At 53.1% G+C, this 20,507-nt stretch carries 22 protein-coding genes and 1 pseudogene; 12 read left to right on the forward strand and 11 right to left on the reverse strand.

The features are described 5' to 3' along the window. Positions 1-356 precede the first annotated feature (356 nt). Positions 357-824 (forward strand): helix-turn-helix domain-containing protein, encoded by a 468-nt coding sequence (locus CVV65_RS05670; RefSeq protein WP_133121233.1) that lies wholly within the window; start codon positions 357-359, stop codon positions 822-824. A 379-nt stretch (positions 825-1,203) separates the two neighbouring features. On the opposite strand, the gene CVV65_RS05675 is transcribed toward CVV65_RS05670, so the two are convergent. After that, on the reverse strand, positions 1,204-1,614 hold the full coding sequence (locus CVV65_RS05675; protein ID WP_100667326.1) for a type II toxin-antitoxin system death-on-curing family toxin: 411 nt from the start codon (positions 1,612-1,614) through the stop codon (positions 1,204-1,206). Continuing rightward, positions 1,611-1,781, reverse strand: a complete 171-nt coding sequence (locus tag CVV65_RS16705) for a hypothetical protein (RefSeq protein ID WP_157935396.1) — start codon at positions 1,779-1,781, stop codon at positions 1,611-1,613. The genes CVV65_RS05675 and CVV65_RS16705 overlap by 4 nt, the downstream gene beginning before the upstream one ends. Before the next feature lie 953 nt (positions 1,782-2,734). Here CVV65_RS16705 and CVV65_RS05680 point away from each other — a divergent pair. Further along, complete coding sequence (locus CVV65_RS05680; RefSeq protein ID WP_100667327.1) at positions 2,735-3,226, forward strand: hypothetical protein; 492 nt, start codon at positions 2,735-2,737, stop codon at positions 3,224-3,226. Between the two features lie 66 nt (positions 3,227-3,292). Further along, a complete protein-coding gene (locus CVV65_RS16520) occupies positions 3,293-3,538 on the forward strand; it encodes a hypothetical protein (RefSeq protein ID WP_133121234.1) in 246 nt (81 codons plus the stop codon). 100 nt (positions 3,539-3,638) lie between these two features. Here the strand turns inward: CVV65_RS16520 and istB are convergent, their stop codons facing one another. Then, entirely contained in the window at positions 3,639-4,424 is a 786-nt protein-coding gene (istB, locus tag CVV65_RS05685; protein WP_100667328.1) for an IS21-like element helper ATPase IstB, read from the reverse strand. Then, a complete protein-coding gene (locus tag CVV65_RS05690; RefSeq protein ID WP_456237322.1) occupies positions 4,421-5,332 on the reverse strand; it encodes an IS21/IS408/IS1162 family transposase in 912 nt (303 codons plus the stop codon). The genes istB and CVV65_RS05690 overlap by 4 nt, the downstream gene beginning before the upstream one ends. Positions 5,333-5,413: 81 nt before the next feature. On the opposite strand from CVV65_RS05690, the gene CVV65_RS05695 reads away from it, so the two are divergent. The 5 genes and pseudogenes from CVV65_RS05695 (at position 5,414) to CVV65_RS16710 (ending at position 11,037) form a co-directional block, all read left to right on the forward strand. Next, positions 5,414-6,529, forward strand: a complete 1,116-nt coding sequence (locus CVV65_RS05695) for a helix-turn-helix domain-containing protein (protein WP_100667329.1) — start codon at positions 5,414-5,416, stop codon at positions 6,527-6,529. Continuing rightward, complete coding sequence (locus CVV65_RS05700; RefSeq protein ID WP_133121235.1) at positions 6,519-7,052, forward strand: PIN domain-containing protein; 534 nt, start codon at positions 6,519-6,521, stop codon at positions 7,050-7,052. Before CVV65_RS05695 ends, CVV65_RS05700 begins: the two co-directional genes overlap by 11 nt. An 820-nt stretch (positions 7,053-7,872) precedes the next feature. Next, on the forward strand, positions 7,873-8,391 hold the full coding sequence (locus CVV65_RS05705; protein ID WP_232796762.1) for an NAD(P)-dependent oxidoreductase: 519 nt from the start codon (positions 7,873-7,875) through the stop codon (positions 8,389-8,391). A 512-nt stretch (positions 8,392-8,903) separates the two neighbouring features. Beyond that, positions 8,904-10,600 (forward strand): annotated as a pseudogene (locus CVV65_RS17535) (IS1634 family transposase). Positions 10,601-10,866: 266 nt separating this feature from the next. After that, the gene (locus CVV65_RS16710) at positions 10,867-11,037 is read left to right on the forward strand and encodes a hypothetical protein (protein WP_157935398.1); all 171 of its coding nucleotides are present in this window, start codon (positions 10,867-10,869) and stop codon (positions 11,035-11,037) included. Between the two features lie 120 nt (positions 11,038-11,157). Here the strand turns inward: CVV65_RS16710 and CVV65_RS05730 are convergent, their stop codons facing one another. The 3 genes from CVV65_RS05730 to CVV65_RS05740 all read right to left on the reverse strand — a co-directional run bounded on the left by CVV65_RS05730 (position 11,158) and on the right by CVV65_RS05740 (position 12,874). Next, positions 11,158-11,628, reverse strand: a complete 471-nt coding sequence (locus tag CVV65_RS05730) for a PIN domain-containing protein (protein WP_157935399.1) — start codon at positions 11,626-11,628, stop codon at positions 11,158-11,160. Further along, positions 11,625-12,050: a helix-turn-helix domain-containing protein gene (locus CVV65_RS05735; RefSeq protein ID WP_157935400.1), complete on the reverse strand. Its 426-nt coding sequence runs from the start codon at positions 12,048-12,050 to the stop codon at positions 11,625-11,627. Before CVV65_RS05735 ends, CVV65_RS05730 begins: the two co-directional genes overlap by 4 nt. 194 nt (positions 12,051-12,244) lie before the next feature. After that, a complete protein-coding gene (locus CVV65_RS05740) occupies positions 12,245-12,874 on the reverse strand; it encodes a CGNR zinc finger domain-containing protein (protein ID WP_100667338.1) in 630 nt (209 codons plus the stop codon). A gap of 141 nt (positions 12,875-13,015) precedes the next feature. Here CVV65_RS05740 and CVV65_RS05745 point away from each other — a divergent pair, with 141 nt between their 5' ends. The 4 genes from CVV65_RS05745 (at position 13,016) to CVV65_RS05760 (ending at position 15,804) form a co-directional block, all read left to right on the forward strand. Next, the gene (locus CVV65_RS05745; RefSeq protein WP_100667339.1) at positions 13,016-14,248 is read left to right on the forward strand and encodes an MFS transporter; all 1,233 of its coding nucleotides are present in this window, start codon (positions 13,016-13,018) and stop codon (positions 14,246-14,248) included. Positions 14,249-14,483: 235 nt separating this feature from the next. Next, positions 14,484-14,891, forward strand: coding sequence for an NAD(P)-binding protein (locus tag CVV65_RS05755; RefSeq protein ID WP_133121237.1), 408 nt, complete (start codon positions 14,484-14,486; stop codon positions 14,889-14,891). Beyond that, positions 14,881-15,054 carry a hypothetical protein gene (locus CVV65_RS17110; protein WP_232796718.1) on the forward strand — a complete coding sequence of 58 codons (174 nt, stop codon included), beginning with the start codon at positions 14,881-14,883 and terminating at the stop codon, positions 15,052-15,054. Before CVV65_RS05755 ends, CVV65_RS17110 begins: the two co-directional genes overlap by 11 nt. A gap of 204 nt (positions 15,055-15,258) precedes the next feature. Next, positions 15,259-15,804, forward strand: coding sequence for an aldehyde dehydrogenase family protein (locus tag CVV65_RS05760; RefSeq protein ID WP_100667340.1), 546 nt, complete (start codon positions 15,259-15,261; stop codon positions 15,802-15,804). A gap of 1,389 nt (positions 15,805-17,193) precedes the next feature. Here CVV65_RS05760 and CVV65_RS05765 read toward each other — a convergent pair. Genes CVV65_RS05765 through CVV65_RS05775 form a run of 4 tightly spaced genes read right to left on the reverse strand, consistent with a single transcriptional unit; the run spans position 17,194 to position 20,487 of the window. Next, a complete protein-coding gene (locus tag CVV65_RS05765; protein ID WP_100667341.1) occupies positions 17,194-18,051 on the reverse strand; it encodes an HD domain-containing phosphohydrolase in 858 nt (285 codons plus the stop codon). A 53-nt stretch (positions 18,052-18,104) separates the two neighbouring features. Beyond that, positions 18,105-18,278: a sigma factor-like helix-turn-helix DNA-binding protein gene (locus CVV65_RS17415; RefSeq protein ID WP_133121349.1), complete on the reverse strand. Its 174-nt coding sequence runs from the start codon at positions 18,276-18,278 to the stop codon at positions 18,105-18,107. Next, positions 18,209-18,736 carry a sigma factor gene (locus CVV65_RS05770; protein ID WP_100667342.1) on the reverse strand — a complete coding sequence of 176 codons (528 nt, stop codon included), beginning with the start codon at positions 18,734-18,736 and terminating at the stop codon, positions 18,209-18,211. The genes CVV65_RS17415 and CVV65_RS05770 overlap by 70 nt, the downstream gene beginning before the upstream one ends. Then, the gene (locus CVV65_RS05775; RefSeq protein ID WP_100669214.1) at positions 18,733-20,487 is read right to left on the reverse strand and encodes a methyl-accepting chemotaxis protein; all 1,755 of its coding nucleotides are present in this window, start codon (positions 20,485-20,487) and stop codon (positions 18,733-18,735) included. Before CVV65_RS05775 ends, CVV65_RS05770 begins: the two co-directional genes overlap by 4 nt. Between the last annotated feature and the right edge of the window lie 20 nt (positions 20,488-20,507).

A 20,507-nucleotide genomic window follows, 5' to 3' on the forward strand; every position in this document is an offset into this window, starting at 1 on the left:
CCATTGCCAATCGCGTACTGGTGACATTTCTGTACAGCAAGGTGTGTTCGTGAGAGATGTCAAGGTGCGTTTCTCTGTCACCGGGTTGCTAGGACATTTCTCCATAATTGTTGTGGACAACTGTCCGGCAACTTTGGGATTCCCACAGATGCGCTCCATCGTGGCCTGTGAAACCGGCTTCTTTGTACCCGGATACGTGTTGGTAGGCGCGAAACCGTATTTCCGCTCTGTATAAATTCTTCCGGATATCCTTCCGATGGAGAACCCCGTTGGAACCTCTGGTGCAAGGTTTTCTCATCTTCTTTTGTTATTGGGTATTGGATTTAGCAGCATGGGCATAGGAAACCGTGTTTGTTTTGAACAATTTTGTGGTCAATTTATCGGTTGGGTATTCACATATTTTTTCATCTTTAAAACCGGTACGAGTGAAACTCAGAAAGGAGCCAAGTTTTCTTTTCAACGAGCAGTACATTTCTTCGTTGAAGCAGATGTTGAATTACTCCGAGAGAATCTTTGATGAACAAACGGATGTGGCAGCGCTCAAGCTGTCTTTTGACTCTTGGTTTTACAGGATAACGGCAGATGGTTTTTTGGAATATGCCTACAATCCAGACATCTTGGTAAGTATTTCAGAGGCGTCCGAACAATTGGGCGTGTCCAGAACGATGATATACAAGTACATTGATCGGGGGCTGGAAGTCGTCGGAGAAAAAGGGAGACAAAAAATCCCAAAGTTCATGCTTGATGCATGGAAAAATCCCGCTGTAGCGGTGCAAATGCAATGGATTTATCAAATTAAGAGAGAGAAGGCAAAGTGTCGATGATAAGCTTGATAGGATTAACAGGCAGATTGAGGAGTTTGAAAAAGAGTATAAGGGGATTTTTTATCGTCTGTTTGGTCATTTGAGTGACAAAGAAATCGATGGAATGCCAGAAGCGGTGGATATAAAGGAATGGAAAGAGCTTGAGGAACAAAAGCAGAGATTGCTTGAGCACGTGACGTCCTCCCCCGAATGAATTCGGGGCATCCCCGGCGATTCAGGCTACCGGAGATTTAGGTTCGTGAACCGTGTGCCAATCCAACCGGTAGGGCATACCCGAGAAACGACCGAGGAACGACAAATGCCGGCTTCCCATGTTGGAGCCGTTTTTTTGTTGCCTCGGCGATGATTCAACGGTGTCAATATAATTTACATCTAGTAATCACTCGTCAGGAAGAGGATTACTACATGGCTCACTATGTGTTTCCAGCCAGCGGGCAATGTCGTCCAGATTCACTTTCTTGTTGGCGACATCCAATGAAAAATGATAGAGTTCATCATCGGAAACTATAATGCAATATCCATTCAACCGTAAAAATGTAGCAGCACACAGATAAGCAGTTCGCTTGTTTCCATCAACGAAAAACTGGCGTGTAGCAAATCCTTCAAAATATACAGCAGCTTTCAAAAACAAACCAGGGTATTGTTCGTGGCCGAAGAGTTCCATAGCCGGTTTCTCCGCCATCAACTCAATAGACCCTGGTTCATGTTCCCCTGGTGTTCCACCATACAATCTCAGTGCTTCGACATGTATTTCCCGGATATCTTCGGCAGTCAAGTGGTTGATATTCAACTCTTTGCCAGTCTCCTCATTGCCTCATCATTGCGAGCGCAGATTTCTCTGGTAATTTTGCGAATCAACCGCTTTCTCCGGACATCCACTGGTGTAGATGGCCTGATCTGCTCTTTCTCTTTCGGGATAGCCATTTCCTTCTCCTCCCCACCAGTATATTTGCTCATCCACCACACCTCCCCACATGGCATTATTCCCATGTTTATTCGGGAAGATGTGCGGAGAGTGCCTGCTTGCTAAGGCAGGGGTAGGTTTGTACCCATGCTTTCGCTTAGAGGCGGAAGCATCCTGGTTCATCGACCGCAGCCACGTGGGTCTTACACAATCTCCGCAGGCGTAAGTTTAGGTGCTTCCAGCCCTACTTAGTAGCTGATTCTATGTTACAGCAACTTTGGGCAAACCGCAACAAAAATGCCCCCCATTCACCACCCGCTTAAAGTCTTCTGGGCGGATTTGATAGAAAATTACAATGTTATAGGTTATAGCTTTCTGGCGGAAAACCCACTCTTTCAGGTTTGTATGAGTTTGCAGGTTTCGACTTGACACGTTTGAGGAAAAATATGGACGCCCACCCGGTGGCGGGAGAAGTGGGCGCAGGGCCGCGTGCGTCGAGTGGACCCGAGGATGGTCAATCAACTCCGCAGGAGTGACAGTAAGAAGGAAGACACAATCGTTTTGGCACCAGGGCTTCTGAAAGGGTTTGACCTGTTCTGCGGACGGCAAGTGCCAAACATGCTTGGATTGTCCGGGGTTTTTGACGGTCATGGAGCGTCCTCGGGATTGAGGCGTTTCCGGTTCCATGAAAGGAGTCACAGAGATAACTAGGAAGGTTAGGTATCATGATGGAGATGCACGGTGTTGAATCATCGGGGAATCCCACGCCTTTAAGCGTGGGAGTGTTAACTTGCACTTCTTTCGTGCATAGCTCCCAACGGGCACGACATGCCCGAGGAACAACAAACGCCGACTCCCCATGTTGGAGCCGTTTTTGATTTTGTACATAGTAGCGACAAGGAATCAAACACGCCAAAGGCGAAATTTGTTTTGGTTCCTCTTGCAAATCCATCCCAACTCTTGCTCATATAAAAGTGCATGTGTTCATTTAAGGAGGCGTATGACCATGAAAAAACTGGGGTTTATTGTGGCGGCAATGGTAGCGGCTGTGACGCTTTCGGGATGCAGTGTGCCGTTTATTCATAAACAAGCTGAACCTCAGTTGTCTGAGCAGGACCGGGCAGCAGATGTGGTGAGGAAGTTTGTGGATGCGTGGAATTCGGCAACTTATAAGGATCCGAAGTCTTTTACAATGCAAGATCAATATTTGGTGCCTGGGTTAGCAAAGATTCTGGATGAGAATTCTGCACATAGAAATCAGGTTTTGGTGGAGCACAGAGGTTACTTAACTCATGGTCCTATCACAGTTAATTTTATCAAAAAAGATGGAAATTCCTATTTATTTGACGCTAAAACAGAAGTTGCTGTTAATAGCGATATGGATGGTAAAGATCAAAACCCAAAGACTTTTGATGCTATTTTTACAGTAACTAAACAGCTTGACGGAAAATTCCTGATTGATAATATGCAGGACCCATCTCAATTTCAAAAAAAGTGAGCATGGGTTCTTTTCTTACATACCACCTCTTCTTTTAAAGGTGGCTTGAAAGGGGGTGAATTAGTTATGAAGATGGCTCGTATTTTTCAAATACTATTTCTGGGATTCCTTATTTTTTTAACTCCTGTTCCTGTATTTGCCGAAGAAAATGTTTCATGGAGGAATGATATTCATACAGATCAGTCCACTTCAATTTATCATTCCGGGAACACTTATACTGAAACCACTCGCTATCACCAATCTTCCAACTGGACCAGCCAAGCCTCGGATCCTGGCGAGCACAATTCAGGTTCAAGCAGCAATTGTCAATAGCGGATTAAAACTCCCCAAAAAAATCGTGCTCGATTCCCCACAAACAGCGGATTCAGTTCCCCAATATCATCGCGCATCATTCCCCAGACATATGTTCGGTTTACGCGGTCACCTCCTCCTTCAGCGCATGTGTCACCCCTGCGCGCAGCTTGTCCTTCATCCGGTAGCTGTTGCCGCGGATGTTGATGGTGGTGGCGTGGTGTAGGAGCCGGTCGAGCAAGGCAGAGGCCAGCACCTGGTCACCGAAGAGTGTCCCCCAGTTGGTAAAGCTGGTGTTGGACGTGATGATCAGGGACCCGTGCTCGTAGCGCTCCGACACGAGCCGGAAGAAGTTCGCGGCGTCCAAGGCGTCAAGCGGCAAGTAGCCGACTTCGTCGCAGATCAGCAGCTTCGGCTGGGTGTAGATGCGCAGGCGCTTGTCCAGCCGTCCCTCTTGGTACGCCCGTCGTAAGTCGGCGACCAGCTTCTGCATGGTCACGAAGTAGACGCTCATGCGCTGTCGAATCGCCTCCATCCCCAGGGCCACCGCAAGGTGGGTCTTGCCCACCCCCGGTGGTCCCAGGAAGATAACGTTGCTGCCCTCCTGGATGAACGTCAAGCTGGCTAGTTCTCGTATTTGTCGCTCATCGACGGACGGCTGGAACGAGAAATCGAAATCTGCAAGGGTCTTGTGATACGGGAAGTTGGCCATGCGGAGTCTGGCATGCATGTAACGGCTGTATCGCTCCTCCTGCTCAGCCTCTAGCAGTCTGTGCAGGAACTCCGCATAGGTCGCCTGGTGCCCCGCTGCCCACTCCACGCACGCCGACAGCACCGCCGCGGCGCGCTTTAATCCCAGCTCCAGCAGCTGCTCCTCGGCCTTGGCCAGAACCAACGCCTCACTCATTGCACCTGACCTCCCATTGCAATCTGCTCATAGACGGACAGCTCCCGCTGCTCCACGTCCGGCCCGATTTGCAACCCTGGTACCTTGCCTCGATCCGGATGGGATGTCCCAGCCGGGATCCCCTTGAAGTGCTCAGGGTTGGTTGAGACCTGGTGCCTGCCTGTGAGCACGCGGTGTTCGGCAATGACCTGCCCGCCGTACTCGATCTGCAGGCTGCCTGACTCAAACTCCCTGACCAGCACGGTGTGCCCCACATACCGCCACGGAACGGTGTACATGTTCGTGTTCCACGAGACGCGGCAATCGCTCATGACCTTGCGCATATCGGCGTACGCCAGCGTGTACCGGCTCTTAGGCAGGGGCTGCAGCGTCTCTGCCTGAAACCGCACCACCGGCTGCTCCCGCGTTGTGCCGTGGATGCGAACATTGGCCACCGTATCCCGCCAGATGGCACCTTGCCGGTTCAGGTCGTCATAGTCCACGAACGATACCGGCCAGAAGCTGGACCGGATATACCCGATGGGCCGTTCAATCTTCCCCTTTGTACGACTTCGGTAGGGCTGACAGGCCTTGGGCACGAATCCGTAGTGCTTAGCGAAGTCCATGTACGCCGGCTGCCAGTCTACGTGTCCATGACCGTCGTTGGCCACAACCAGCGGGGAGCAGTTGTCGCTGAGAATGACCTTTGGAACCCCGCCGAAGAACTCCAGCGCGTTCCGAAGTGCCTGGAGGATATGCAGTTGGTCCGCCGCTCTGATAAACTCCAGGTAGAGCATGCGGGAGTAGGCGAGTACCATGGCAAAGCACCATACCTTGCGCCGATGGCCATGCGGGTCCAGGTAGGGGAATGCGCCCAGGAGGCCTCCGGTTTTTTCGCGGAGCCCGTTTGGAAAAAAGAAAAACCAAATGCCGAACGTAAAATATAATTTACGATATGTGTGTTAAACAAACCGCATAGTGTATAATATGCTTAAAAGGGGGTGGGGAACGTGTCGGTAAAAACCATTGCCCGGAACCTTGAACGCATCCGCGGGGAACGGCGTATGAGTGTCGAGCAGTTGGCGAAGGCTGTCGGCGTTACCCGGCCGACGATGTACAAGTACCTGCGCGGCGAACAGCCAATCGACAGCGCAAAACTGGAAAAGCTCTGCGAAGCGCTGGGTGTGTCTGTCCGGCAGATTTTGTCGGAAGAGGTGGAAATGTTTACGTTTCTTTTTCGGGCGGACAACCCGAAAGAGAATTTTACCCAGGAGTTGCGGCACACCCTGCTTGAGCGGCTGGATGAGTATTGGAGCGTTGTGGAGGCCCTGGGTGAGAACCGCGTGGTCATGGTTCCGCCCAGCTACCGGCTGGAAGGGGAGCTGGATCACGTGATGAAGGCACAGATCCGGGACGTCGCCGATCGTGTCCGCAGCGCCCTTGGCGTCGAGGGCTACGTGGGGCACTTGATTTTCCAGATGCTTGAGGATTGGCACATCCATGTTCTCGCTTGGCCGCTTGGCAGCGGGTTTGACGCGCTTTCCGCGTATACCGAGCGACGGGGTGCTTTCATCATCGTGAACGATGACCGTGATATCCCGGAGGAACGCAAAATTTTCAGCGTTGCCCATGAGTTGGGTCATCTCCTCTTTCATCGCGATCAGTACCGGGAGAACGGCGGAGCGTATGCCAAATCGCGCGGGAACCGGGACGAGATGGTAGCCAGCCAGTTCGCGAGCCATTTTTTGATTCCCCGGAGCCGCCTGACGGAGTGTGAGATGGTCCTGGCGCGGTCCCGCAACAAACTGCGCGACATTCTCCAACTGAAACGCGAGTTTGGTGTCAGCGCCCAAGCCTTGATCCTTGCCTTGAAAGATGTCGGGATTCTCACCGGTAGGGAATACGGCTACCTGAAGCGGGAAATTGAACAGCGGTACGGCATTCGGGAGCCGAACCCGATGCCCTATGTGGAGAAGAACGGTCGGGCCAAGATGATGCTTAGGCGGCTGCACGGCGAAGAAGGCGTCAGTACGTCGAAAGCGGCGGCCGTGCTGGGCATCCCCTATGACGAAGCCAACCGGCTGCTGGCCGGGTGGGAACGGGAAGATAGTGCCGGTGACTTCTGATGATCTGTATGGGACATCGGCCATTGTCGACAACAGTGTCCTAAACGAATTGGCGAGTCTCGGATCCGTGAGGTTGCTCAACGGGGTTTTCAGCCGCGTGTACATGGCGGAAAACATGATTCGGGTGGAAGCGCGTTTTCCGGGAGCCAACAAGGCGTTGGCGGAATTGGCCCCGGTTCGGATTGCGGCGGAGACGGAGGAAGAGATCGGGTTTTGGGCGGAGATCATGAGGAAACGAAAGGCGTTAAGCCGTAACGACGCCGAAATGATTGCGATTGCCGCTCAACGGTCCCTGGTCTGTTGCACCAGTGACGGGCCGATGATCAAGACCTGCGAGATGTACGGGATTCGGCGGACCGGTACGCTCGGTGTCTTGGCCTTATCATATCGGCGGGGCCACATCACCCCGAAGGAATTTTGCGTATTGGTGGACAAGCTGTTTTCCCTCCCGGATGCGCGGTATAGTGAGTCTGTAAAGCGGGAATTCTTAGCCGGGTTTCCGGAGGTTTTCGGGGAAAAGTGATGGATGAAAGAATTAGCCCTTTTTCGTTTGCCCTTGTTCCATGGAAAAAGGTGATCCAAGGGGCTCTCATGAGCAAGTGTGTAGTCCAATGGCTCCTAAGTCAAATGCGAGATCGTCCGATTGAGTGGGAAAAACGGAGAAAACAATGATTTTCTTGAGAGAGGGGGAATGCGAATGGCTGCCGTAACTAGCGCAACTTGTACCGGATCCGACCGTCTCTGTCCTCGATGGGCCGGTGTGGTACCGTCTCCGGCTGTCGATGAGCGTCCAAATCACTTTTGATTCGGGATTCTTGGTCGCCGTGATACATTGCCGGGCCAACTCAAGTTGACGTAAGGGGATGAGCGTTTGTGAGCCTGAATCCGTGGTGTCTTGGCGGAGAAGCCGCCCTGCGGGCCACAGATCCCCCTTGAGACATTCGGAAGCCAGCGATCAGCCCCCTTTCAGCCAAAGGCTTGATACAAACGTCGAAACACAGGCAGCAACCGATTCCCTCGCCCCAGTCGCTGCCGCATTTGCCGGGCATGCTTGGTCATCTTGACCGACAGACCTTCAGATTCTCGACGCTGTCGTTGCCCGCATCCATCCGCACCATCGGTCGCAGATCCGATACTTTTCTGTGAACACCTAAAATGGCGTTTTCCAAAGAGGAAGTTAAAGTCTCAGGTAGAACAGTTCTGAAGAGTCAATCACAAGAGCGACCGACCAAAGCCACCCTGTTGGGAGGTGGGTGGTATGAACATCATCGTTTTCGGAGCCAGCGGCGGTACGGGACGGGGGTTCGTCGGGCAGGTGCTGGTTGACGGCGTTGGTTCGGGACATGTCCCGTTTAAACATTAGCCATCCCCATTTGCGTGTTGTACAGGGAAATGCACCGGACCGTGAAGCGGTGCTTTATGCCATCGCAGGAGATGATGCAGTGGTTTCGTGCCTTGGAGCCAAGCAAGGCGGCCGGCCCAGTGCCGTTCTCACGGAGATGGCCCGGAATCTCATTGCCGGGATGAATCAACATTCCGTACGTCGCATGTTGTACATGGCCTCGGCGGGTATTTATGGGGAACTGTCGGGCATCGGCGGTCGGTTGACAATGGTTTTATTGCGCAACGTCTTCCTGGATCATCGCCGGGTTGCGGGCGTGTTGGCGGAAAGTGGATTGGGCTGGACGGTGGCCCGGCCTCTCCGATTGGAAAACGCCTCTTTGACGGGGAGATACCGGATCGCGCTTGAGGGGATTCCACATGGAGGCCGGAAAATTTCCCGAGCGGATGTGGCCCACTTTTTACTCGAGGCGCTCGGCGAGACGGATTACGTGAAAAAGTCTGTGGCGCTGGCCTACTAGGGTTGTGTCCACCAACGATGGACATTCAATTTTCCGATAGTCTTCTCATCATGCCGTCGTAACGGTCACATATTTTGTGTGCAATGGCTCGGATCTGGAGTTTCCGGGAATCCGACTGAGACGCCAGCCGCGTGATTGTCTCCTTCCCCTCCGGAGCCGCTGTGTCTTTCTCCTGTTTGTACCCGTTTGTGGTCACCTGAAATCACCTCCTCGTATCATGTCGCCCCACGTCGGGGCGTCTGTGTGACATGCACATTTTCATCTTTGTCAGCCCGGATTGTCAGGGACACTTTCCCCTACTGATGACGCGCCTCCCACGGCATCTCCCACGGATACGTCCCACCCGTGGCCCGTGGAGCCGTTTTCCGCCTGCCAAATGGATGGCGGGGGTGTAATCGATCCCATTTTTCGCATGTCAGATTTGTCGAATGACGGCATTTCGAGGAGTCTCAGGAGGAGAATGCCTATCCAACTCCGAATTGTCCTTGTATTAGGATTCGGAGGGGAGAGACATGCAACTTCCGGGTGTTACGGTGGAAGTTCACAAGCTGGAAGCAGCACCGCTGGTGGCGTACTTGTGTCGGGAGCTTCGGGTGGCTGAGATCATCGATGCCCACGTGACGTGGAACCGCCTCCGGACCGAGGTGAGCCCCGGCACCGCCATCACGGCTCTCTTGGTCAATCTTCTCGTACGTCGAGAACCGTTGTACCCGGATCGAGTGGTTCTTCCGGGACATGGATGTGGAGGCATTGTTCGGCAATGGCATCGAGGCCGGCCACTTCAATGACGACCGGCTGGCACGGGCCTTGGACAAGTTCGCCGACGCCGATCCTTGGCGCATTTATCACGAGATTGCCTTGGGATCTCCGGATGCCCGGTCCCTGGTTCTGGATGTCATCCGGTTGGACACCACGTCCTTTTCCGTACAAGGTAGCTACGATCCCGCCGACTTCGAGGATGCGCCTTTTCGGATCACCCGAGGGTACAGCAAGGACCTGCGTCCGGACCTCAAGCAGTTTTTGTTTGGGCTGGGGAGCTACGGCGGTCTTCCCTTATTCGCGGATGTGATGAGCGGGAAACGTGGTACGGGCCATGGACAGAGCGCATCACGGAACTGTTGTCGCCAGAGGTCTGGAACACCCTGATCGTCGTGGCCGATTCGGCCTTTGTCACCGAGGAAAACCTGAACACCTACGAGAAGCGGTGGTTCATTAGCCGGATGCCGGAAACGTATCGTCTATGTGAGACGCTCAAGGACCGGGCTTTTGCCGATGAGAGCCAGTGGATCGAGGTCGGTTCGGTGTCTCAGGAGGGAAAAGAGGCAGCGAGCTACCGGATTCAGGGGTTTGAAGACGAGTTGTACGGGAGGACCTATCGGTTTGTGGTGGTGGAGTCCTCGGCGCTCGATCAGCGCAAAGCCAAGCGACTGGAGAAACTTGTGGCGGAGGAGGCTCAGGCGATTGAGAAGGCGGTGGCCCAGCAGGAGCGGCTGAGCTACCACTGCGAAGCCGATGCCAAGGTGGTCCTGGAGGATTGGCGGCGGAGTCATAGCCGCTGGGGATTTCATCACGTAACAGGCCAGGTCGTTCAGGAAACGGCCGTCAAACGGCGGGTGGGACGCCCTCGGAAAAACGATCCCGACCCAGGAAACGTAGAGGTTGTTCGGTGGCGAGTGACCTTCACGGTGGAACCCGACACGGAGGCCATTGAACAGAGACGGCGGCGGGACCGGACGTTTATCCTGATCAGTAACGTCCCACGGACGCGTCGGGCCCACGATGCCGACCTGCTCCGGGATTACAAAGGCCAGATTGAGGTAGAAAACCTGTTTCGGGCCTTGAAGTAGCCCTATTTTGTGTACGGAATCTTCGTCAAGACGCCCAAACGCGTTTTGGCGTTGGCATACGTCTTTTTACTGGGGCTGCTCTTGTACGCGATCATTCAACACCGGGTGCGCCAAGGGATGTGGGAGGATCAACAAACGGCACTGGCAATCGCGGGTGCGAAGTTCGCTCTCCGACCACCCGTACATTACTGAAAGAGTTTGACGGGTTAACCCATGTGATCGTGTGTCTGCCGGATGGGACGGTCACCCATCATCATCTTCAAGGACTCACCGAAACAGGGATGCAGATTCTTCGATGGATTCGGATCCGGACGGATAACCTCTTGATGGGAGCTTCTTTGCCACCGGCGGAAAGCGGGTAATCGACCTCTCGGCGGGGGGTCTTCGACATGATGCGACAACTGAATCCTCAGAGAGGTCTTCGTTTGTGGGTACAACGTCGAATTTTGTCGAAATAGGCAGATGATCAATTCCATGTTTCGACATTCTTCGATATGCGAAAAATGGGATCGATCAAAATTGTAATCGTCTCTCCTCTTGCCGATTTTTCCTAAGTTTTGTATATTATGAGGGTGCACAGGGAACCTTAATCCCGCATGAACGGGAATGGATACCAGAAGGTGATTCGATGAATAGGACGCTGCTTACCATGATTGTCGTTGTCGTGTTTTTCCTCCTGTCATTTGGAATGAGTTATGCCATGGAGATCTTTTTTCGCGGAAAACCGAAAACCCGAGAAGAACGCAAACGCGTATTCATCGGGGCGTTCATTTGGTGGATATTCAGTCTGTTTGGATAATATGAAATCTGTTGTAGACGCTCTTCACCAAGAGAATTTATCCCTTCTCCCTTGATGTTGTTGGTACCAAGCCGGCGAAATTCCTCCATATTCCTTCGTTGGGGTTCTGTAAAAAGATGGTTAGCATTCATATCCAATGCGTCTAAAAAAATCTGGAACCATTATGTACTCAACTCCCTCCCACACATGTTTGCCTTCATCATTTTGAGGGGGAAAGTCCCGCACGTTGGCTGAAACGATGTAATCAGCCTTTGCGAATTTTGCAGTGGACCAAATAGGCAAATCATTTTCGTCAGCCAATTTAGGCCATGCAGGATACCATGGTGGTTTTGGATCGACGCAGTCAAAAACAGAAGCAAGAAAAGACATCATGTCGTTATACCGTTTTGAAAGCTGCGTCCGCTCTCTTAGGCCACCTTTATTTCGAATCCAATTCCACGTCAAAGCACGATTAAGTTCAGCGATAATCCACGGCGACCATATTGGACGATACAATCCCTCATAGGCAGCGGTAACAAGGTGCTCTCTATTCGAGTTTGAGACCAACACTGAAGCATCAACAACAGCTATAGGTAGAACCAAGCGGGTCACTTCTCCGTCTCTTTTTTCTCTTCTTTCCAGGGCAATTGTCCCATTTGACGATCGGACATTGCATCCAAATCTTCCTCAGTCAGGTCAAAATCCAAGTCCGCCATAGCATCTGCACGCCGTTTCAAGTTTTGGAACGCTTGGACATTTTTATCTCCGGACCGCAACAAGCGTTGAATCGACTCAACGGAAATCCGCATCCAGCCAGTCTCTCCAAACTTTCGGGCCTCAAGTTTTCCCTCTGCCACCCAGCGTTTCACCGTATTCACGGAACTGACGCCCAACATTTTCTTCGCTTCTCCAGTAGTCACCCAATTGCCACCCAGTTTTGTTGTTTGTTCCACTGCTGCCGTTTGTCTCATCGGTTTATCACGCTCCCTGTCTCCATCATATTCGCTACCGTCAAAAGTGTCAATACTGTTCATTTGCATCACCCCACAAACAGTATTTGTGCAAATAGTCTATTGTTAGTCTATATGGTTCCGTGGATGGCATGAACACTCGGCTGCAAGAAATCGGTGCTAAAACGATCGGCACATTGCCGAGCACATACTGGACACAGGCGGGTTCAGATTCGCTCGATCATCATTCTTGTCGCAACCGGTAAGGCGGTGTGCCTTTAGATGGAGCCGTTCATCCCGGCGCCCTGGTGCGGAGGGTCGGTGGTCTCGACCGCTTTGTTCTTCGCCTGAGCCTGATGCCGGGCCACCTTGGCCCGGTTCCCGCAAATTTTCATGGAACACCATTTTCGTCGCCCGGTCGCATCCATATACAATAACACACAATCAGGGTTCGCACACCGATGCAGAGTCCGTAGATCTCCGCCTGCAAGCAGACGGAGGGCATCCAAAGCGACCAAAGATGCCAGAGCATCGGCGGGAGAACCCATCGGAACAGGAACCAAGGATGTGCCGATGATTCTATAAGAAAACGGAGACCTCTCAATCAACCCCTCTAACGAGTCTTTCAAGCCATCGGAGGGGTTCCCTCCGTCTGCGATCTCCTCAAAATTCTTTCTCAACCAATTCCGGACCGTTCGCAGTCTACTCAAGGCTTCAGGCGAATCATATCCCTCGGGAAGAACGGCAGGATCCAGACTCCCAACCTGTTCCATCTTCTCAACCCAATGAACCAGATCTTCGGAAGTGACCAGCAAATCATGTCGGACACCCCGCCGAACCACCTCCGTGTTGACAAGATCAAGGGAAAGGTGTCCCGAAATAAGCGGAAATTCTTTTTTGTGGACCATTTTCATACCTCCACACTGGGATTGATAACAACCCCGAAACACATCTAACTCTATTTTAGCGCGTTGACAGGTTAAATAAAATCGGATATTATCCTAACCATAAAAAATATATTCAAAGGGTTAGTTGAAGGAGGCGTGCCTGTGAATCGACCGTTTCTTGGTCCCCGCGTTGTTTTCGTCTCATTTTTGACCTTGATCGGTGCTTTTGGTCTGAATCTCACAGCCGGTCAATTCTTTTCGCCCCTGCACGGGATCTACGGTTGGAGTTTGACGACCCTCAGTCTAGCGGTTTCCCTGAACATGTTGACATGGGGGATTTTCCAACCGGTGATGGGCCGGCTCATTGACAGGTTCGGCCCAAAGCCCGTTATTGCCGGAAGTGCAGCTTTGATGGGGATTGCTTTTTTGCTTTCCTCGACAATCACACAAATCTGGCAGTTTTTTGTGTATTACGGAATTCTCACCGCGGTGGGCTTTGCCGGCTGTGGTTCAATGGCCAATTCTGTTCTCGTCTCTCGCTGGTACGTCCGAAATCGGGCCGTGATGTTGGCGCGAAGTTCCATGGGGATGAATGTTGGTCAATTGGTGCTCTTGCCTCTTGCGGGAATGTTGATCGCCTATACTAATTTTCGAATTGCTTTTCTTGTGCTGGGGTTCATGATGCTTTTGATCATCGTCCCCGCGTTCCTATTGTTGACAAAAAATACCCCTCAAAGCATCGGGCAGGCCCCGGATGGAGATCCGACATCCACCTTCACGCCTCCCCGGAGCGCTCCACTCTCAGAAGCGCTGCAAAGCCGGGTGTTCTGGTTGGCCAGCTTGGCGTTTGTCACGTGCGGATACTCCCTGTACATGGTCACCATCCATCTTCCGAAATACGCCGTGGATCTGGGCGGAGCGCTTGACCTTGGAGGAAGGCTCCTCGGAATAGCGGCGGCTGCCAGCGCTGTATCGATGTGGATCACCGGGCAACTGTCCAAGACCCACAGAAAGAAAATATTGCTGATTTGGTTATATGCAATCCGGGCCATGGCACTTTTCTTTCTTGCCGTTTCCGCACACCTTTGGCAGCTATACGTTGTCGCAGTCCTGTACGGGATTTCTTCCATGCCGATCATTCCACTGGTGACAGGCATGATCAGCGAACGCTTCGGGGCCAACGCACTGGGAAGCATACTCGGCTCCACGTGGTTGTTGCACCAAATCTTCGCCGCTATTGGAGTTTTTGTCGGAGGATATCTGAGGTCTGCCACGGGGAATTACCATCTGTCGTTTTTAACCAGTGCCGTCGCTCTGATCATGGGCGCTCTGCTCACCGCCGCTCTTCGCGAGCCTGGAAACATGGCACATCTCCGTGCCGATCGGACATGTTGATCCAACAGGGGGATCATGATGAAAAAGGCTCTCTTGGTCATTGATGTGCAGAACGAATACTTTACGGGGAAACTGCCGGTTGTCAATTCATCTCAAAGTCTCGACAACATCTTAAAGGCTATGGATACATCCTGTGGGCGGCGTTGTTTTCCCTGTCCCTGTTCTTTGCGGTCCTGATCGCGCTTTACGTTCTATCCGAAGTTTGGGGTATATCCTGACGAACGTGTGGAACGTGTTGGGCGTCGCGGCGATGATGATTTTGCCAGCCCGGATGCAGAGATTCTACCTGACACAATTGTACAAATCCGAAACGAAAGAGACGCAATGGAAACCGGGTATCCCACCCAAAGACCTGCGGCCCCCCGGCGTCGTGGGCGCGGGGCGCGGCATCGGCGGACTGGTTACCGCCGTTGAAGTCGCGAAACGCGGCGCGAAGGTGTTGGTGTTGGACCAACACTATTTGCCAGGGGGCGCGTGCACCACGTACTCCCCTTTTCCCCAAGATGATGCCGCCCGGCATGAAAAACATCCCGTACGACGGTCCATTGGTGTCGACGGATCTTCCCTACAACAGCGGGAAATCGTTCGCTTCGTTTTCGACTCATCAATGAATAAAGCTGCAGGAATGACAAATGACTTATGAGCAGGTCCTTTGGCTTCGGCAGGCTCTCCTGCGGCGCATTCGCGTGTTGTCGATGGAACGGGTGGCCGTGATGTTGGGATCGCGATACGTGGCAGGAATTCTTCCGCGTCCCCGAAATGTTCGGGGGCTGAGAGAGTACCGCCTGTTAGGCAGACCTCCCTGATGGTCGGTAGCGTCAGCCCAGGTTTTCGTCATCAATTCGCTAGCCCCTGAGGAGATGCCGTCTCGTCAGGGGTTTTTATATGTGCCTGGAACCAAACGCATGGGAGTCGACTCATTCTCTTCAGTTTTTATTTGAAAATTCCGTGCCACCACTTTCTCTTAGCGTTCGATGCACAGTACGGTCTAAGTCTTCAGCCGAGATGCTATGGACGACTTCCGAGTGCGCAAGGTGTCGTTTACTGGGTCAACCGAGGTCGGCAAGATTCTCATGCACCAGGCGGCCGACACGGCTAAGCGGGTGTGGTTGGAGTTGGGCGGCCATGCGCCGTTCACCGTGTTCGAGGACGCGGACTTGGACGCGGCGGTCGCAGGTGCGGTGACATGCAAGATGCGTGGCATGGGCGAGACGTGCGTATCCCCCAACCGGATCTATGTGCAGCGCTCTGTTTATGATCGGTTTGTACAGCACTTGGCTGAGAGAATGGGCTGCATGCAGGTCGGCAACGGTATGGAGGATGGGGTGTCGGTCGGCCCGCTGATTGAGCCGGCGGGTCTCGAGAAGGTGCAGCGCCACGTCGCCGACGCAGTTCGAATGGTTGACGTCGGCCAGTACGGTCCCGTAGCGAATTTAATTAGAGATTCTCGCTTGGACGGGGCGTCGCCTGTGGGGGTGGATACATCCTGGGCTCCGGGCAATGGAGGAGTCTGGATGGCGTCGCCAGACCTTTGGTATCAAGACGATAGATGGTAACAGGGGAATGACGATGTGGTCTGGCTAAACAAGTGAAAGGTTGTGACCGAGAGGAACGGTCGGCTGGCAGCGTCGGGCCGAGGAATCAGGAGTGAAACATCGCGGGGACAGGCAAGTCGGGGGTTGGGTGCAACAGATCTGTACCTCCCCAAAAAGGGGAAGGCCCTTTTGTGTTGCCGTATGGAACTAAACGGCCATGCTCTGTGCTGAAACGGCCAGAATGCGGTGATAGGCAAAGGGATAATCCGTTTTTAGTTGTTCTGGGGTAAATAGTCTAAGAAGCAAACGATACCACAAATCCTGGGTCCAGGTTTCGGAAGTGATGGTGGCAAGGGGGGTGTCAACCTCTCCGTCACCACCTGGCATCTCCGTCAGGCAGTATTCATTCGTTTTTGATTTTCTAAAACCGGTCCGATGGAAATATTGTTTTCACTACCTTTGGAATTCCGAGTTTCTCCCGAATATCCCGAATGGAATGGTTAATGGTCTGATCAAAGAACAGAGACACACGGTACCTTTTTCCGCCGCTGCTGAGACATGCGGCTCCAGGTGATGGCGCTTCATGACCACGACCAACGCCTGCGTGGTATGCCGGACACGCATGACGGTCTCACCATCGGCTTCTGTCGGTTGACGCACGGCGTCCACGTCGAACACCACGACCCTTGTGCGACTTGAATCGTGGCTTGATCCCCACCGTATGTTTGCTGCGGAAGTGTCTTTTGAGCTCACTTTTCCCCAAGGGATTCGGGATGGGTCGATTGTGGCGTGATGGTGACCCATTTCCCTTGCTGATCCGAAGGTTCCATCGGGAGCCGTTCCTTGCGGCTGGGCTCATACAATTCCAGCGTTTTTGCGACCAAGAAAAGACGCGGGTTCCAAGGCAAAACGGTCCTCATGAGATAGAAAGGCGCGAAAAAAGACCAGGGCGGATAAGCTGTAAAAAGGCAGAATAGTCCCCGTGAACCGGTTTGATGTTCTCGAACCATGTTTGTCCAAATGACGTAACGTGCTCTGTGTTTTGTCTGCCCCCTTGTGGTTATAGTCGGGGACAACTTCGAATCGGCTTCGGCATGGCGTTGACAACATTTTCAGAGATCTGTGAGAAAGACCGAAGATGTGGCATAAAATTGTGCAACTTTGTGTCGCGCTTGTATTTCGTTTGTAACCTTTCCCAGAATTGTGGGCGAACAAGAAGGAGGGGTGACTTCAAAAGGAGGGGATAGATGGGGTTGAGTTCATTTGACCGGAACGTCTGTTGACCGACATCCACAAGCAAAAGGGGACACACGATGATTCTGTCGGTATCAAAGCTCCAAGGTGTTCGAGACATCTTGCAACAATTGGGATTTGAAGAAACGTGGGGCGGCCTGATGGTTCACAACGAACTCATGACGACATCTTGTCCCGCCGGTCCTCTTGTCGGTACAGTTGTTCGATGTCCTCCCAGTGCTCGAGAAGGACATTGACCATGGCGGGGTCAAATTGCCGGCCGCGTTTTTGACGCAGGTACTCTTGAACACTCGGGCTGCTCCAAGGGGTTTTGTATGGGCGATGGGATAAAAGTGCGTCCGTTACATCGGCCAGAGCCACAATTCGTGCACTTTCAGGGATTTCATCGCCCCGAAGACCTTTGGGATATCCACCGCCGTCCACATGTTCGTGGTGGCACTCGGCAATGTCCTTGGCCATGACCAAAGCTTCGTTGTATCCGTAAATTTTGGCCATGTTTTCATTGAGGCGCATCAGGAGTTCAGCCCCCATGGTGGTGTGTGTCTCGACCAGGCGCCGTTCCTGGTGGGTCAAGGGACCCGGTTTGAACAGGATCTCCCTGGGAATGTAGAGCTTACCGACGTCATGGAGGACCGAGGCAGTGCCCAGCCACGTCACCTGAATCTCCGGCCATCCCAGCCATCGGGCCAGGGATGTGCAGATCTGTCTCACCCGGAACAGGTGGGGTTTCACAGAGGGATCCCCGGCTTCGGCAATTTCGGCGATCAGAAAAAACAACTGCTGGTAGGCATCCGCAACGTCCTGGGAGGTGATGTCCTGAACGTCCCGACAAACACCGAGATAATGCGGTGTCAATCCGGATTTGATGTACCCCGCGTCCTTGCCGATGATGTCCTCGCGCCGATAGCCGCTTGCTTCTTCGTAAGCGTTGTTTACAGTGAGAATTCGGTGATCCGCATCGGTGACGATCACTGGATCCCCAAGAAGCAGATAAGGATCATACCAAGTTGCCATTCGTTTCCCCCTCCTTGAGTTGCAGCCAAAACCGTATTCACCAATTCCGCTCCCTACCTCGCAAGGTTCTTCCAAAGCTCTATCACTTTCGGATGTTTCGCCAGCTTTTTCCTCACCCGCGTGAGTGCGTTATCAACAGCCTTGGTGCTTTTCAGTTTTAGTCGGTCCTGTATCTGACGGTAGGAGTGCCCGTAGATGTATCGGCCGATGAAACATTGTCGTTCCAGATCCTAAGCGCCTGTTGTAGCGCTTGGCACAATCCCTTCCGCAGGGACGCTGTCGCCAGCTTGTGGACGACCTCATCCTCCGGTGATGGATAGGCTTGGTGATGAATGCGGTCCGGCGCCCAGGTGAGCCGATCGACAGACTGCCAAAATCGGTTTTCTTCGCCGAACGCCTTTCTGGTAATTACCGTTTTCATCCGGTTTCTCAAAAACATCTTGACGAATCCCTCGAAAGACCGTTCCGGACGGAACTTCTTCACCGCGTTCCACAGTTCAATCCGCAAAATTTGCATCGTTTCGTCCTCGGTATCGTTCGGCAACCAGTATTTCTTTGCGATGCTCGCCATCAACGGGTGAAACCGCCGGGATAGCTCCGCAAAGGCGTCCGGATCCTTTTTGGCCCAACAGGCTAGTTCCGTAAGGTCTTGTATTGCTTCGTAATCTCCAACCCCGTCTTTCACGTCTGGGGCCCCCGTTCCAAATCCGCCAACAGACGATCCAGATCTTCCACAACCTGATGGGAAGCTTGTTCGAGCTCAATCAAGCGTTTTTCCGCTTCCGTTCGTTCCCCTTCGAGAAGCAGCCGGTAGATTTGCCTTGCCAGATGGTGAAGCCGCCGGTGTGGTTCCTCGATCGCCTGAAACGAATCCAGGGAAGAGAGAGACGCCCGCCCCCGAGCCTGCTCGTACCACTGCCCCAAGCGGCACTGCCGGTGATCGACCAACTCCTTCTCATCGGCGACGTCAAAACCGAGCGTCATGTTGTGCAGCCGCCACTTCCACAACAGATGCTCGGTTTTGGCCACGCGCACCACCTGCTTGTCCTGTAGGTGGCTGAGATTTTCAATGAGCGCCAGGCGCAGCCCATTCGCCTGGACGCTGGTTTGGTGGATTTGAGCCCCCATGGCGTTCACCCGTTCCTTTGTCCGCTGGGTGTCGCTTAACACATGACTGATGCGTGTGGTGATTTCTTCGGTGGCCGCCGACTGCTGCTCCGTAGTCGCGGCGATCCCGGCGGTCAGTTCCCCCATCCGTGTCACTTGCTCGACCATCCCCCCGAGCGTTTGGATGGCCTCTTGGGACTGCTCGACTCGAACATGGAGCTCCTCCACCACGTGGCCGGTGAGATCCCGCATCGACCGGGCTTCTTGCTGCACTTGCTCAATGGTGGCGGCAATCTTATGAACGGATCGTTTGGTTTGGTCGGCCAGGGAACGGACCTCGGAGGCGACGACGGCGAACCCCCGGCCGTGCTCGCCGGCCCGCGCCGCTTCAATGGCGGCGTTGAGCGCCAACAGGTTCGTCTCGTCGGCGATGTTGCGGATGAAATCGGTCACGTGCGAAATGTCCTCGGTTGCTGAGGACAGGGAATCGGCTTTTGTCTGCATGCTCTCAAAGGAGTCTCCGAGGGACAATATCCCCTGCAGGGAATCTTCGATCACCCGACGGCCCGTCTCCACGTCCTGGACGGCGCGATCGGAATGTTCGGCGACCCGGACGGCCTGATGGGCCACTTCTTTAACCGAAGCGGTGAGCTGTTGTGCGGCGGCGCTGATCCCTTCGGCGTGGTCGGCTGCCGTCGACGCCGCGTCGAGGATTTCTTTGGTGCCGTCCATGCCCAGGATGGATTCCATAATCCCCGAGATGTTGTCGATCAGTTTGAAGTCGTTCTCTTCCTGATACGCCTCAATAATGAGTTGCATATCCATGGTAATGACCTTCAGGAACGACAACAGAATGTTCCCCAACTTCTCGGGCTCTTTCGCATATTTCCGAACAAGGCAAGGGATGAGATATTCGTACACCCTTACATAAGAGCCAAGGTACCATTCGGGCGTCAGGTGAATGCGACTATGTATCTGTCCAATTTTCACGCGGCTGTGAATAAATTCCGCGTCCACATCCTCAATGGCGCATAGCGTCTGAAAATAATGGATGAATGTTTCTGTCAGCCGATGGCGACTGCTGTGCCGATCCACAATGCCTTGCAAACCGGGGAACCGCTCAATCATGTCGTAATGGCGCACGGCAACTTTTTCGATGATCTGGTCCATGTCGTCTTTAATTTGCCGAATCGTCTCCAGATCTCGCTTGAACAACTGCAAAAAGGTCAACTTGTCCTTCATGCGGGGCGTCGATTCGATATCCGTCTGTGTGATCGGTTCCACAATCATTTCTTTGTTTCCTTTTTTCAATCCCAAGAGTTCCGGCATCAATGGGATCCCTCCATTTG

This window comes from Kyrpidia spormannii (genome assembly GCF_002804065.1).
GTDB lineage: Bacteria > Bacillota > Bacilli > Kyrpidiales > Kyrpidiaceae > Kyrpidia > Kyrpidia spormannii.

What these genes read in the sequence shown, in the direction of transcription:
- CVV65_RS16705 (WP_157935396.1), bottom strand. Translation starts at nt 1,781, where the DNA reads ATGAGCAAATATACTGGTGGGGAGGAGAAGGAAATGGCTATCCCGAAA.
- CVV65_RS05680 (WP_100667327.1), top strand. Translation starts at nt 2,735, where the DNA reads ATGAAAAAACTGGGGTTTATTGTGGCGGCAATGGTAGCGGCTGTGACG.
- CVV65_RS16520 (WP_133121234.1), top strand. Translation starts at nt 3,293, where the DNA reads ATGAAGATGGCTCGTATTTTTCAAATACTATTTCTGGGATTCCTTATT.
- istB (WP_100667328.1), bottom strand. Translation starts at nt 4,424, where the DNA reads ATGAGTGAGGCGTTGGTTCTGGCCAAGGCCGAGGAGCAGCTGCTGGAG.
- CVV65_RS05705 (WP_232796762.1), top strand. Translation starts at nt 7,873, where the DNA reads ATGTCCCGTTTAAACATTAGCCATCCCCATTTGCGTGTTGTACAGGGA.
- CVV65_RS16710 (WP_157935398.1), top strand. Translation starts at nt 10,867, where the DNA reads ATGAATAGGACGCTGCTTACCATGATTGTCGTTGTCGTGTTTTTCCTC.
- CVV65_RS05735 (WP_157935400.1), bottom strand. Translation starts at nt 12,050, where the DNA reads ATGAACAGTATTGACACTTTTGACGGTAGCGAATATGATGGAGACAGG.
- CVV65_RS05740 (WP_100667338.1), bottom strand. Translation starts at nt 12,874, where the DNA reads ATGGTCCACAAAAAAGAATTTCCGCTTATTTCGGGACACCTTTCCCTT.
- CVV65_RS17110 (WP_232796718.1), top strand. Translation starts at nt 14,881, where the DNA reads ATGACTTATGAGCAGGTCCTTTGGCTTCGGCAGGCTCTCCTGCGGCGC.
- CVV65_RS05760 (WP_100667340.1), top strand. Translation starts at nt 15,259, where the DNA reads ATGGACGACTTCCGAGTGCGCAAGGTGTCGTTTACTGGGTCAACCGAG.
- CVV65_RS05765 (WP_100667341.1), bottom strand. Translation starts at nt 18,051, where the DNA reads ATGGCAACTTGGTATGATCCTTATCTGCTTCTTGGGGATCCAGTGATC.
- CVV65_RS05775 (WP_100669214.1), bottom strand. Translation starts at nt 20,487, where the DNA reads ATGCCGGAACTCTTGGGATTGAAAAAAGGAAACAAAGAAATGATTGTG.